Origin of the sequence: Nocardia sp. NBC_01388 (assembly GCF_045040085.1) — a bacterium.
Classification (GTDB): Bacteria; Actinomycetota; Actinomycetes; order Mycobacteriales; family Mycobacteriaceae; genus Nocardia.
This window is the reverse complement of the sequence record NZ_CP109553.1, coordinates 7838861-7851341: the sequence shown is the minus strand read 5'-3', so window position 1 is coordinate 7851341 and position 12481 is coordinate 7838861. Positions and strand designations below refer to the sequence as shown.

At 67.6% G+C, this 12481-nt stretch carries 12 protein-coding genes and 1 pseudogene; 10 read left to right on the top strand and 3 right to left on the bottom strand.

Annotated elements, in window-relative coordinates; translation table 11 throughout:
* The first annotated feature begins 40 nt into the window (after positions 1–40).
* The 8 genes and pseudogenes from OG716_RS37155 to OG716_RS37120 all read left to right on the top strand — a co-directional run bounded on the left by OG716_RS37155 (position 41) and on the right by OG716_RS37120 (position 7494).
* Positions 41–628, top strand: a complete 588-nt coding sequence (locus tag OG716_RS37155) for a DUF1003 domain-containing protein (protein WP_405134924.1) — start codon at positions 41–43, stop codon at positions 626–628.
* A 156-nt stretch (positions 629–784) separates the two neighbouring features.
* A complete protein-coding gene (locus OG716_RS37150; protein ID WP_405134923.1) occupies positions 785–2188 on the top strand; it encodes a lytic murein transglycosylase in 1404 nt (467 codons plus the stop codon).
* A 380-nt stretch (positions 2189–2568) separates the two neighbouring features.
* Positions 2569–3438, top strand: coding sequence for a lytic transglycosylase domain-containing protein (locus OG716_RS37145; RefSeq protein ID WP_405134922.1), 870 nt, complete (start codon positions 2569–2571; stop codon positions 3436–3438).
* A gap of 55 nt (positions 3439–3493) precedes the next feature.
* Positions 3494–4630, top strand: a complete 1137-nt coding sequence (locus OG716_RS37140) for an Mrp/NBP35 family ATP-binding protein (protein ID WP_405134921.1) — start codon at positions 3494–3496, stop codon at positions 4628–4630.
* Between the two features lie 168 nt (positions 4631–4798).
* A pseudogene (locus OG716_RS37135) lies at positions 4799–5101 on the top strand (DivIVA domain-containing protein); the annotation flags it as partial.
* A gap of 368 nt (positions 5102–5469) precedes the next feature.
* Positions 5470–6045, top strand: coding sequence for a DNA-3-methyladenine glycosylase I (locus OG716_RS37130; protein ID WP_405134920.1), 576 nt, complete (start codon positions 5470–5472; stop codon positions 6043–6045).
* 165 nt (positions 6046–6210) lie between these two features.
* A complete protein-coding gene (locus tag OG716_RS37125; protein ID WP_006554284.1) occupies positions 6211–6378 on the top strand; it encodes a DUF3117 domain-containing protein in 168 nt (55 codons plus the stop codon).
* A gap of 21 nt (positions 6379–6399) precedes the next feature.
* Positions 6400–7494: a putative RNA methyltransferase gene (locus OG716_RS37120; RefSeq protein ID WP_405134919.1), complete on the top strand. Its 1095-nt coding sequence runs from the start codon at positions 6400–6402 to the stop codon at positions 7492–7494.
* Positions 7495–7547: 53 nt separating this feature from the next.
* Here OG716_RS37120 and glgA read toward each other — a convergent pair whose 3' ends face one another.
* The gene (gene glgA / locus OG716_RS37115) at positions 7548–8705 is read right to left on the bottom strand and encodes a glycogen synthase (protein ID WP_405140185.1); all 1158 of its coding nucleotides are present in this window, start codon (positions 8703–8705) and stop codon (positions 7548–7550) included.
* Between the two features lie 422 nt (positions 8706–9127).
* Between glgA and glgC the strand changes: the two genes are divergently transcribed.
* Together glgC and OG716_RS37105 are read left to right on the top strand one after the other, a co-directional pair.
* Positions 9128–10342: a glucose-1-phosphate adenylyltransferase gene (glgC, locus tag OG716_RS37110; protein WP_355119147.1), complete on the top strand. Its 1215-nt coding sequence runs from the start codon at positions 9128–9130 to the stop codon at positions 10340–10342.
* A gap of 133 nt (positions 10343–10475) precedes the next feature.
* A complete protein-coding gene (locus tag OG716_RS37105; RefSeq protein WP_355119149.1) occupies positions 10476–11675 on the top strand; it encodes a hypothetical protein in 1200 nt (399 codons plus the stop codon).
* Between the two features lie 20 nt (positions 11676–11695).
* Here the strand turns inward: OG716_RS37105 and OG716_RS37100 are convergent, their stop codons facing one another.
* A complete protein-coding gene (locus OG716_RS37100) occupies positions 11696–12163 on the bottom strand; it encodes a hypothetical protein (RefSeq protein WP_405134918.1) in 468 nt (155 codons plus the stop codon).
* A gap of 60 nt (positions 12164–12223) precedes the next feature.
* Entirely contained in the window at positions 12224–12433 is a 210-nt protein-coding gene (locus OG716_RS37095) for a hypothetical protein (RefSeq protein WP_405134917.1), read from the bottom strand.
* Positions 12434–12481 lie beyond the last annotated feature (48 nt).

The window sequence follows — 12481 nt, the reverse complement described above, 5'->3', positions numbered from 1 at the left end:
TAACCACGCAGGGCCCCCGCTCACGCCGAAAGGAAACAGCGTGACCGACCGCATCGACAAGCCCGGCGCCCGGCAGCGCCTGGAGACGCCCGTCGAGAGCCGCTTCCGCGGATTCGATTGGGACGCAGAGGCTCTCGCGCGCAGCAGTGAGAAGCTCGCACGCTTCCTGGGCACCGGCCGCTATCTGGTCATCCAGACCGTCTTCGTCATCGTCTGGATCATGCTGAACGTCTTCGCGATTCGGCTGCAGTGGGATCCGTACCCCTTCATCCTGCTGAATCTGGCGTTCTCCACCCAGGCCGCGTACGCCGCGCCGCTCATCCTGCTGGCGCAGAACCGGCAGGACAATCGCGACCGGGTGGCGCTCGAGGAGGATCGGACGCGGGCAGCCCAGACAAAAGCTGATACCGAATTCCTGGCGCGCGAGCTCGCCGCGCTGCGACTCGCCGTCGGTGAGGTCGCGACACGTGACTATGTCCGCCGCGAGCTGGACGATGTCAAGGACGCGCTGCTCAGGCTGGAGAAACTCGCCACGGACGGCGAGGTCGCCGGCGAGAAGAAAGCAAAGAAGAGTACCGATCGAAAGAGGTCTGGAGTCCCGATTTCGGCACAGAAAGATGGCGAGTAACCGCACAAGTTGTACCGAACAAGCTGACTGATGGGTAACCTGGATCACGTTGTTCCGAGCGACCGACCCAGACACTCCGATTTTGAGGCTGTCATCACGGGAGATCGGCCGCACGACTGAGGGGATTGTGTGGTGGCGAAGAGAATATCTGCACCCGTGACAGCGTCGGCCCTGCTGATCGCAGGCCTGGTCACCGCCGGTTCGGCCACCAATACAACAGTGCACACGGTGGCGCCGCAGGCCGCACCCGAGGCACTGCTGGCCGCATCGGCATCCAGCACCGGAGACGCCGCCTCGCCGGCGTCCGATCAGACCGTCGGCCTGGTCCCGGCCGCGCCCGACGCCCCCCGCAAACTCAGCGCAATGACCCCGCCCGCCGACGGCGCACTCGGCGCACTCCCGCTGCAGAACATCGCGCTGCCCGGCGGCACCGGCGTGCTGGGCATCCCCGAGCTGGTGCTCGCCGCCTATCGCAATGCCGAACTGGCACTGCAGTCCTCACAGCCCGGCTGTGGCCTGCCGTGGAATCTGCTGGCCGGTATCGGCCACGTCGAGTCCAACCACGCCAGCGGCGGCAATACCGATGCCGCGGGCACCACCATCTCCCCCATCTTCGGCCCGTCACTGGACGGGACCCTGCCCGGCAACGAGGTCATCAAGGCCGCCAGCGGCGGCTTCGTGCGCGCCGTCGGTCCCATGCAGTTCCTGCCCAGCACCTGGGCGAGATACGCCTCCGACGGCAATGGCGACGGCGTCGCCGATCCGAACAATGTCTTCGACGCGGCGCTGGCGGCGGGCAAATACCTGTGCGACGGCGGACTGGATCTGCGCGATCCGGCGCAGCAGCTGCGCGCGGTGCTCCGCTACAACAATTCGATGACCTACGCGTCCAACGTGCTGAGCTGGTCGAACGCGTACAAGACCGGTGGCACGCCCGCCGCGGTGAGCATCTCCGCGGATATGATTCCGCCCGGCTCGTACCCGGTGAACGGCCCGGATATGTCGCTGGCCTCCACCACGATTCCGGCCACCACGAGCACCACCACCGACGCGCCGGCGCCGGCCACCCAGGCCCAGCAGACCCAGGTGATGATCACCATTCCGGGTCTGCCGCCCATCCCCTGCGGCATCTTCTGCCCGGCGCCCGCACCCGTGAATCCCTGTGTGGAGGCCTCGGTTCCGGCCCCGAAGCCTGATCCGGCGAATCCGGTCGACGCCAAGCCGGAGGACGGCTCGCAGCCGGGCCAGGCGGACAAGGTCGATCAAAAGCCCGATCCGAAGGCCGATCTGCAGTACGGCCCCGACGGCAAGCCGGTCCAGCAGCCCGCCGCCTGCACCCAGCCGGACCCGGCCGCACAGCAGCAGCCGCAGGGTCAGGCTCCCCAGGCCCAGGCTCCGCAGCCGCAGGGCCAGAACGAGCAGAACAGCCAGCCGGTCGTCACCACCGATCCGGCTCCCGCGGAGCAGGCTCCCGAGTCCGCGCAGCCGACCACGCCGGCGCCCGCCATCACCCTCCCGTTCGGCATCACCATCCCGCTGCCGGTTCCGGCGGCGCCGTAATCCGCCACCGCGGCGGCGGCGTGATTCGCCTCCGCGGCGGCGGCGTGATTCGCCTCCGCGGCGGCGGCGTGATTCGCCTCCGCAACTGAGTCCGGTTCGCCTGCGCCCCCAGCTTTTCGGGGTCGCAGGCGAATCTGTTCGGGCGTGTCGTTCTACCCCGCCCGGGGCTCGGAGTCAGTCTTTCCGAATCACTCAAAACTGCCCTACCTGCACCGTTGCCCCTCGGATGACCACAGAGACCGGTCGGCCGGTTTCCGGCCTGTAATCGAAACGTCAAACATGGTCACGAAGCAGTAACGGAAAGATCTCGAATGCGGTAGCGTGGCCGTCACTACATCACCTGGTTGTTACGACCGACGGCAATGGAGGGTCACCGCACAGTGGGACGTCACCGTAAACCCCCGGTCCCGACAATGCGTCGCGGATCGGTAATCGCACTCACCGGTCTCGTACCCGCCGGACTCGCCACCGTCACCGGCGCCGCCGACGGCAGCTTCATCGGCAAGGTCACTTCGACTGTCCAGCACGAGTTCTCGCCCGACGCCAAGGAAACGGCGCTATCGAGACCGGAGGCGGCCCTACCGGCCGCCGCCCCGGAAGCTCTGCTGCACGAGGCGAAACAGGTTGTCCCCGTTGGCCCGCCGGTCGTCAAGACCGTCGCGAACCCCGGCGATCGGGTCCCCGCCGCACTGCCCGCGGGCCCACTCGGCATACCCGGTATCGCCACCAACGCTTATCAGAACGCGGAACGCATTCTGGCCGTGGAGAATCCGGCCTGTGCCATGCCGTGGTCCATGCTCGCCGGCATCGGCCGGGTGGAATCCACGCATGCCTTCGGCGGCAAAGCCGATGTGAACGGCGATCCCCTCGCCCCGATCTACGGCCCGGTGCTCGACGGCAGCCTCGCCGGCAACAATGTCGTCCGCGACGCCGATGCCGAGCTGAGCGGCCTGTCCTCCGGTTACACCCGTGCGGTCGGCCCCATGCAGTTCCTGCCCGAGACCTGGCGCAAATACGCCGCCGACGGCAATGGCGACGGTGTCGCCGATCCGCAGAACCTCTTCGACGCCACCCTCACCGCGGGCAAGTACCTGTGCTCCGGCGGCCTCGATATGCGCGATCCGGCCCAGCAGACCCGCGCCATCCTGCGCTACAACAACTCCATGGCCTACGTCGCCAATGTGATGGCATGGGAGGCGGCCTACTCCTCCGGAGTCACCCCCGCCGCCGCGCAATTGCCGCGCATCTGAGGTCCCAGCCGGTCCCCCTCGCGGCGGGCCGGTCCGGCACTCCTATTCTTTGCGTATGCCAGTGGTAACGGAATCGGATGTGCGGGGCGCGCTCGCGAAGGTGAACGACCCGGAGATCAGGAAACCGATCACCGAATTGGGCATGGTGAAAAGCGTTGTGGTCGGCGCCGACAGCAGTGTCCAGGTCGAGATCTACCTGACGACGTCGGCCTGTCCGATGAAGGGCGCGATCACCGAGCGCGTCAGCAATGCCATCAACGATGTGCCCGGTGTCGGCAAGATCGACGTGACCCTCGACGTGATGAACGACGAGCAGCGCACCGAGCTCCGCAAGAAATTGCGCGGCGACAATGCCGAACCGGTCATTCCGTTCGCCCAGCCCGGCTCGCTGACCCGCGTGTACGCGGTCGCCTCCGGTAAGGGCGGTGTCGGAAAGTCCAGTGTCACCGTGAATCTCGCGGCCGCCATGGCCGCCAAGGGCCTGTCGGTGGGTGTGCTGGACGCCGATATCTACGGCCACTCGGTGCCGCGCATGCTGGGCACCGACGCCCGCCCCACCCAGGTGGAGCGGATGATCATGCCGCCGCAGGCGCACGATGTGAAGCTGATCTCGATCTCCATGTTCACCCAGGGCAATACGCCCGTGGTGTGGCGCGGCCCGATGCTGCACCGCGCACTGCAGCAGTTCCTCGCCGATGTGTTCTGGGGCGATCTGGATGTGCTGCTGCTGGACCTGCCGCCCGGCACCGGCGATGTGGCCATCTCGCTCGCGCAGCTGATTCCGAACGCCGAGATCCTGGTCGTCACCACCCCGCAGCTGGCCGCCGCCGAGGTGGCCGAGCGCGCGGGGTCCATTGCCCTGCAGACGCGTCAGCGCATCGTGGGCGTGGTCGAGAACATGTCCTGGCTGGATCTGCCCGACGGTTCGCGCATGGAGCTCTACGGCTCCGGTGGCGGACAGACCGTGGCGGACAATCTGACTCGCGCGGTCGGTGCGAATGTGCCGCTGCTGGGCCAGATCCCGATCGAGCAGCAGATGCGTGAGGCCGGCGACGACGGCACCCCGATCGTGCTGCGCGCCCCCGAGAGCGCCTCGGGCAGGGCCCTGCTCGAAATCGCCGACAAGCTGGCGGTCCGCCGCCGCGGCCTGGCGGGCATGTCCCTCAACATCGACACGACACGCCATCTGTAGTCGCCCCACCCCAGATCACAAGGCCCGTGCCCGTTGCCCTCGCAACGGGCACGGGCTTTTCCATGACCAGGAAACGATGAGAGGTGCTCGGCGACCGGCCAATTCGACGGCCGGATTCCGCCGGGGTGCGGGGCCTGCCGTGAGCACACTCCCCCTAAGCTCGGGGGCATGCTCACGCTGCTTCTCTATGTGCTGATCGTCGGTTTGGTGGCCGCGCTGCTCTTCCTCGTCGCCAGCGCGCTGTTCGGGCGGTCGGAAGAGCTCGGCCCCCTGCCCGAGGGCACCACGGTCACCGTGCTCCCCGCCGAGGCGATCAGCGGCAGCGATGTGCGCGCCCTGCGTTTCCAGCAGGTGGTGCGCGGCTACAAGGCGGGCGAGGTGGACTGGGCGCTGACCCGGCTCGCCGGTCGCATCGACGAACTGGAACGGCAGCTGGCCTACGCCCGCGCCGGACAGGCCGAGGCCGGAACCACACTCGCGCAGGGTGTGCCGCTGGCGTACAGCACCGGCACCTATGCCGCCGGGCAGGAGGCGCCCGCGGCACTCGGCGCTCCGCTCGCACCCTTCGGCGGCACGCCGGCCGTCCCCGTCGCCCCTCAGTTGCCCGAGGTGCTGCCGAGCGGGCCGTCGCAGACCGCTCCCGAAGCCGAGCCCGCTGTGGCCGCAGCATCGGATCCGGACCCTGCGGCGGCGGCGCCGGGTACGGCCGCGGGCACACCGTGTCCAGCGCCGGCGCCGGACACGGGCGACACGCCGGACGCGGGCCTCGATACGAAACGGCGGGCGCCCTCCGACTGGGTGGCCGGTCCGGGTGGTCAGAGTTCCGGTCCGGGTGCGCGGTGACGACGGTCGCCGCGGCGGGTGACGGCCGGGTGCGCTGCGGGTGGTCGGAGGCCTCGCAGCTGTACCGGGATTACCACGATCAGGAGTGGGGCCGGGCGCTGCACGGCGATGACGCCCTGTTCGAGCGGGTCTGCCTCGAGGCATTCCAGTCGGGCCTGGCCTGGATCACGATTCTGCGCAAGCGCCCGGCGTTCCGCGCGGCCTTCGAGGGGTTCGTGATCGAGCGCGTCGCGGGCTTCGGCGAGTCGGATGTGGCACGGCTCATGGCCGATCCCGGCATAGTTCGCAATAGCGCCAAAATTCACGCGAGCATCCACAATGCCCGGATCGTCCTCGACCTTCCGAAGAGCCTGGACGAGCTGCTCTGGTCCTTCGCACCGGCCACCGGAAAGCGGCCACGCACGCTCGCGGATGTGCCCGCCGTCACTGCCGAATCCACCGCTCTCGCAAAAGAACTGAAGCGGCTCGGATTCAAGTTCGTCGGACCCACTACGGCGTACGCACTCATGCAGGCGACCGGGATGGTAGACGATCACATCACCGATTGCTGGGTGAATGTCGGGACTGTCTGAACGCCGCATCGGTCGGTTTTTGGAACTCAGGTACCCGCCCCGATCCGCGATAGGGAAGAATGGGCGTGGTGCAGCCCGCCACATGCCGGCGGGCTGCCTGGTTGGTGACAACTGGAGTTCCATGAAAGTGCGCAGAAATTCGCGCAGATCTGGAGGGAGCAGAGGATGGCGGCCATGAAGCCCCGCACCGGGGACGGTCCCCTCGAGGCAACCAAGGAAGGGCGTGGAATCGTCATGCGGGTTCCACTCGAGGGTGGCGGGCGTTTGGTCGTCGAGCTCACGCCGGAGGAAGCTGCGGCACTGGGTGACGAACTCAAGAGTGTCACGAGCTAGTAGCCATACTTGCCCGTGCCGGTGAGCCGCACCGAACCGGTGGTTGACCCCGCTCTCGAGCCGCTCACCGGCGCCCCGGTGCATTCCACGCACCCCCTCGGCGCAGCCGATCCCCTGATCGACTGCGCCGGGTTACTGTCCTGTCCGGAATGCGGGCAGGACCTCACGCCGCGCGACCACACTCTGCGTTGTCCGCGCGGCCACAGTTTCGATATCGCCAAGCAGGGCTATGTCAGCCTGCTGACGGGCGCCTCCACCAAGATGACCGGTGATACCCCGGCCATGCTCGACGCCCGGGCGACCTTCCAATACGCAGGCCATTTCACTCCCATTGCCGCAGCCCTCGCGGCCGCGGCAGCCGCCACCTCCCCCGCCGCCGTGGATTCGCCGGCTCACGCCCAGCAGCGAATCGCGGCACCGCGACACGCCGACGGGATTATTCGCCCGGGCTCGACCGTGACGGCGGCCTCCGCCGCCCGGCTCGCCTCTACGCTGCTGCCCGCCGCGCGCGCCGGATTCGATATCCCGGCCCGCCCGGCGGGTGCGGCGGTGCTGGAAATCGGTGCGGGGACCGGTTACTACCTGAGCGCAGTGCTGGACGCCGTGCCCGGTGCCCGCGGTATCGCACTGGACGTGTCCAAACCGGCGGTGCGGCGTAGTGCCCGAGCACACGAGCGGGCCGGCGCGATACTCGCCGACGCGTGGCGCGGACTGCCCGTGCGAGACGGAGTTCTGACCGCCGTGCTGTCGGTTTTCGCACCGCGAAATGCCGATGAGGTAGCGCGAGTGCTGGCGCCGGAAGGACGTTTTCTGGTCGTCACTCCCACCCCCCGGCATTTGGCCGAACTCATCGAACCTTTGGACATGGTGAGTGTCGATGCCGCGAAGCAGGATCGCCTCGCCGAATCTCTGGGCGCCCGTTTCGAATTATCCGAGCGCAATTCGGTCGAGTATCGAATGTCGCTCACACACACCGATATCGCGAATGTGTCCGCCATGGGCCCCTCCGCCTTCCATGCCGCGGCACAGCGCGCGGACCGTATTGCGGCGCTGCCGGATCCGATGCCGGTGACCGCATCGGTCACCATCTCGGTTTATCGCCACCGCGAGCCGTAATTCAGCGCTGCGGATGATTCGGCAGCAATGCCAGACCTGACCGCGCCTGCGAGCTAGCTCTTGCGAACCAGGTCGTAGATGCGGGCGGTGCGGGACGCCATCTGATTCCAGTCGAATTCGGCGACGGCCCGGGCTCGCCCGGCCGCGCCCATGGCGGCCGCGCCGACCTGATCGGCGGCGACCTTGTTGATGGCCCGCGCCAGACCGTGTTCGAAGGCGTCCGGCCGGGCCGGGTCGTAGTGCACGAGGCGGCCGGTCGATCCCTCCGCGACGACCTCCGGAATCCCGCCGACATCGGAGGCCACCACGGCGGTCCCGCAGGCCATGGCCTCGAGATTCACGATGCCGAGCGGCTCGTAGACCGACGGGCAGATGAATACCGTTGCGGCGGCGAGCACCTGGCGCACCAGTTCGGTGGGGAGCATCTCGCGGACCCAGTGCACCCCGTCGCGGGTCTTGCCGAGTTCCCTTACGGCCGTGGCCACTTCGGCGTCCATGGCGGGGGTATCCGCGGCGCCCGCGAGCAGTACCAGCTGAATGTCGGGGTCGAGATGCCGGGCGGCGGCGAGCAGATGCGAGACGCCCTTCTGCCGGGTGATGCGGCCCACGAAGGCCGCCACCGGACGGTCCATGCGCACGCCGAGTTCGCCGAGAATGTCGCGGGTGTCGAGCGCGGGCCCGCCCGGATGCCAGACCTCGGCGTCGATTCCGTTGTGCACCACATGCACTTTCGCGGGATCGATATCCGGATACGCGTCCAGCACATCGGTGCGCATGCCCGCGCTCACCGCGATCACGGCATCGGCGTAGGTCACGGCATTGTGCTCGGACCAGGAGGAGAGCCGGTAGCCGCCGCCGAGCTGTTCGGCCTTCCAGGGCCGCCGCGGTTCCAGCGAATGCGCGGTGAGCACATGCGGAATCCCGTAGAGCTCGGCGGCCAGGTGCCCGGCCAGCCCGGTGTACCAGGTATGCGAGTGCACCACATCGGAGCCGCCGGCGGCATCGGCCATGCGCAATTGCGCGGACATCATCTGCAGCGCCGAATTGGCGGCGTAGAGCATCGAATCCGCCTGGTGCACCACCGCATCGATACGCGGCACGCCCATGCAGTGCACGGTCACATCGCACAGTTGCCGGAGTCGCGGGACCAGCTCGGTGACATGCACGCCCGCCCCGCCGTACACCTCGGGCGGGTATTCGCGGGTCATCATGGCAACGCGAAGGGCTGTGCCCAATTCGCCTGCGCTTCGCTCCGGCTGTTCGCGGCCCTGCAAGCTCGGTCTTCCCTCCTCCGCACTGTGTCTAATTTGCCCTCCGCTTCGCTCCGGGCGGGTTCGCGGCCCTGCTAGCTCGGTCTTCCCTCCTCCGCACTCTGTCCAATTTGCCTGCGCTTCGCTCCGGCGGTTCGCGGCCCTGCTAGCTCGGTCTTCCCTCCTCCGCTCCTCCGCTTCGCTCCCCCGCTCCGTCAGTCCAGACCGAGCCGGGCCGCGAACTTGGGGTGGATGCCACTACGGCGCTTCACGGCCGCCGGTTCAACTTAGACGCCGATCTCGAGGGGGACCACTCAGCGGTGCGATCAACATGGAATGTGGCAGACATTCCAGGTTCAGTGACAGGCTGTAGTTTGGCGAGTGTGAGGAGCCAGCCGCACGTACTCGGGATCGTGCTCGCCGGTGGCGAGGGCAAGCGCCTGTTTCCGCTCACGAAGGATCGTGCCAAGCCGGCGGTCCCGTTCGGGGGTGCGTACCGCCTCATCGACTTCGTCCTCTCGAACCTGGTGAATGCCGGCTACCTGCGGATCTGCGTTCTCACCCAGTACAAATCGCATTCGCTGGACCGGCATATCTCGCAGACCTGGCGGCTGTCGGGTTTCGGCGGCGAGTACATCACGCCGGTGCCGGCGCAGCAGCGGCTGGGCCCGCGCTGGTACACCGGCAGCGCCGACGCGATCATGCAGTCGCTGAATCTGATCTATGACGAGGACCCGGAGTACATCGTGGTCTTCGGCGCGGACCACGTGTACCGCATGGACCCCGAGCAGATGGTGCAGGCGCATATCGCCTCCGGCGCGGGTGTCACAGTGGCCGGAATTCGGGTGCCGCGCAGTACGGCGAGTGCGTTCGGTTGTATCGACACCGACGAATCCGGCCGCATCACCGGCTTTCTGGAGAAGCCGGCGCATCCGCCCGGCACCCCCGACGATCCGAATGTCACCTTCGCCTCGATGGGCAATTACGTCTTCACCACCAAGGTGCTGGTGGACGCCATCCGCGCCGATGCCGAGGACAACGACTCCGATCACGATATGGGTGGCGACATCATTCCCGGCCTGGTGCGGTCCGGCGCGGCCGCCGTCTACGACTTCGGCAGCAACGAGGTGCCCGGCACCACCGACCGCAGCCGCGGCTACTGGCGTGATGTGGGCACCATCGACGCCTTCTACGAGGCGCATATGGATCTGGTGTCGGTGGATCCGGTCTTCGATCTCTACAACCGGCACTGGCCGATTCGCGGCGCCGCGGAGAATCTGCCGCCGGCCAAATTCGGCCGCGGCGGGCTGGCGCAGGAATCGATCGTCGGCGCGGGCAGCATTCTGTCGGCGGCGACGGTGCGCAATTCGGTGCTGTTCTCGAATGTGATGGTGGAGGACGGTGCGACCGTGGAGGGCAGTGTGCTCATGCCCGGTGTGCGAATCGGCCGGGGCGCGGTGGTGCGGCACGCGATTCTGGACAAGAACGTCATGGTGACCGAGGGCGAGATCATCGGCGTCGACCTGGACCGGGACCACGATCGATTCGCGGTCAGCAAGGGCGGCGTGGTGACCGTCGGCAAGGGCATCTGGGTGTGAGAATCGCCGCCACCCGGCGGACGCGCGGATAACGGCGGACCGCCGGGGATGGATAACGGTGGACAGCCGGAGTTCGGGGTCCGAAAATCGGTGGGTGGAGTGCCGTCCGCTGGGCGGCGCGGGAGGGATGATCATGAGCCGCGCAACGAGGGTTCTCACCGCTGTCGCCTGTCTGGCCCTGACGGCCACGCTGGCGGGCTGTGCCAACAAGGGCACCGCGGTCCCGGGTGAAATGGACGTCCGCACGCTGGATACCGGCACCTATCCGGTGAATCGGTTCACCTACGACCGCAATTCGAACGGGCACGGCCCGACACTCGAGGGTATGCACATGGCCGATGCCGTGGTCCCGACGGTGAAGGTGGATCCGAGTCTGAAGGTCGGCCGCGGCGGCATCGTGCTGACGTCGGTCAAGGATGTGGTGAGCGTCAGCCACCTGTCCTCGTCCGCGACGCCGGTGCTGCAGAATCGCGGCTTCATCGCCGGTTTCGCCGCGAGCGGTTCGGATCTGCCCGATCCGGCGGGCTCGGACAATCCGGACCCGGCCAGCACCACGGTGACCGTCCGGGTGCTGCGCTTCCCCTCCGTCGACAATGCCAAGCTGGCGGCCAAGGAGCTCGAGGACGCCGATTTCAATGTGGCACTGGACCAGAACAAGAAGCTGACGCTGCCGGACTATCCGGATGCCTTCTCGCACTGGCGGCCGACCTCGCCCACCATCGGGGTGACCATGCCGCGCAAGGAGTTCGTGATCTCGATCTTCGCCTCGCGCCCCCGGATCGATCAGGCCGATCTGCTGTCGTGGGCGAAGAAGGCCCTCGATGCCGAGGTCCCCGTGGTCGATGCCTTCCAGGGCACGCCCGCCGGCCAGATCGATCAGCTACCCGTCGATCCGGATCGGCTACTGGCTCGAATCCTGGTGTCCGACCGCGACAATCACACGCCCGATCCCGATAATTTCGCCGTGTACGGCCCCAATCAGCTGGTCACGCCCGCCGGTGACGAGGCCCTGCGCCAGCGGCTGGTCGATGACACCGGTATGGATGCCATGGCGCTGACCGAGGACGGCTACCTGTTCCGCACCCGGGACGCCAGGGGCAGTTCGGATCTGGTGAGCGGACTGATCAGCAGTCTGGGCGAGACCAGCCTCAGCCCGTCGGCGCCGGACAAGGTGCCGGATACCAAGTGCGTGCAGCACACGTCGGACACCAGCACCTCCTACCGCTGCTATGTGGTCTACAAGCGGTATGTCGGCGTCGTCAGCTCCGACAATCAGGCCGATGTGCTGAAGAAGGGCACCGCGCAGTACGTGCTGCTGGTCAACAGCCTCTGACGCGTGCAGCGAACGAGCCTCTAGCGCGTGAAGCGGATGGTGTCCGCGTCGAGAGCCTGCCAGGCGGCGGGCCGGTGGGCGCCGGGCCCGCCGGGCCCGGTCGCCTCGGCGTGGTCGTTCTCGGCGCACCGCGCGCATTCGGAATCGCCTGCGGGCCCCGGGGTGTCGTGCCAGGGGCGGCCATGCCCGTTGCGCGGCAGGCCGTGCGCGCCGGTGCGGCTGTCGTCCCGGAAGCGGTAGTCGCGAAATCCGAATGGCTGCAACAGCGCTCGCAGGAAGGCCGGACCGTCGTCCGGCAGCACCGTGCGCTCCTCGCCGAGAATGTCCACGCCCTGGTGATACCAGACCCGCGCGACCAGCCCTTCGACCGGATCGACCGCCCGGAAGCTGGCGTGACCGTCTGCGGTGAGCCGGAATTCGGCAATGCGGCGCCACTGCCGCGACTCACGCAGGTACAAACCCACCACGGCCGGAGGTCGCTGACCCATGGAAAACCTCACTCATCGAACTTTTCCCTGGAGTATCCGCAACCGGCCCGCCGTAACCCTCTAGGAGGGCGCCGGGGCTGTGGTGGCGCAGGAAAATGGTGCGCACGAAACCGGCGTCGACGGCACCACATTCGGGTGATCGTCGAAGCGCGCACCGCCGACCAGCAGCAACACCAGCAGTGCCGCGAAGACCACCAGTCCGAAGAAGATCATTGCGGGCCATAGCCATCCAGACGGCAGATGCGTACCGAGTACCAGTGAATCGAACATCCCCCACCTCCTCTAAATCGGTCCCCCTACTCGTCTACCACCGGCGCT